This window comes from Bacteroides sp. HMSC067B03, from assembly GCF_001811315.1.
GTDB lineage: Bacteria > Bacteroidota > Bacteroidia > Bacteroidales > Bacteroidaceae > Bacteroides > Bacteroides faecis.
Window position 1 is genome coordinate 1 of record NZ_KV804442.1, and the last position, 393, is coordinate 393.

Sequence of the window (393 nt, forward strand, 5' to 3'; positions counted from 1 at the left end):
TCGACGACCTGAAGATCAGTTTCTTTGAATTTGTAGAACCGATTGCCCCTGCCATTGAAGTTGTGGGAATCTTTGTAGGCGCGCTTGTCACGCTCGGAACTGTCGCATGGTCTATTTCGCAGATCATGTCACTTGGAATAACAAAGATTGCCGGGGTTTGGATTGCGTCGATGGCTAAAATGGCATTGTCTACAATCGTGGGTAGCCGGCTGATTTCCGTCGCTATCATGGGTATCCCTGTCATCGGCTGGATCGTTGCAATCATAACGGCTGTCATCGCTTTCGTGGCTTTCCTTTATAACAAGTTTGAAGGAGTCCGTGTGTTCCTGTTCGGGCTGTGGGAAGTCCTTAAAACGGGATTTCTTTCCTTTTTCAAGACGATTCATACCATCC

Annotated in this window: 1 pseudogene; it reads left to right on the forward strand. The window is 47.6% G+C overall.

Annotated elements, in window-relative coordinates:
• Positions 1 to 393 (forward strand): annotated as a pseudogene (locus HMPREF2794_RS21655) (phage tail tape measure protein); the annotation flags it as partial.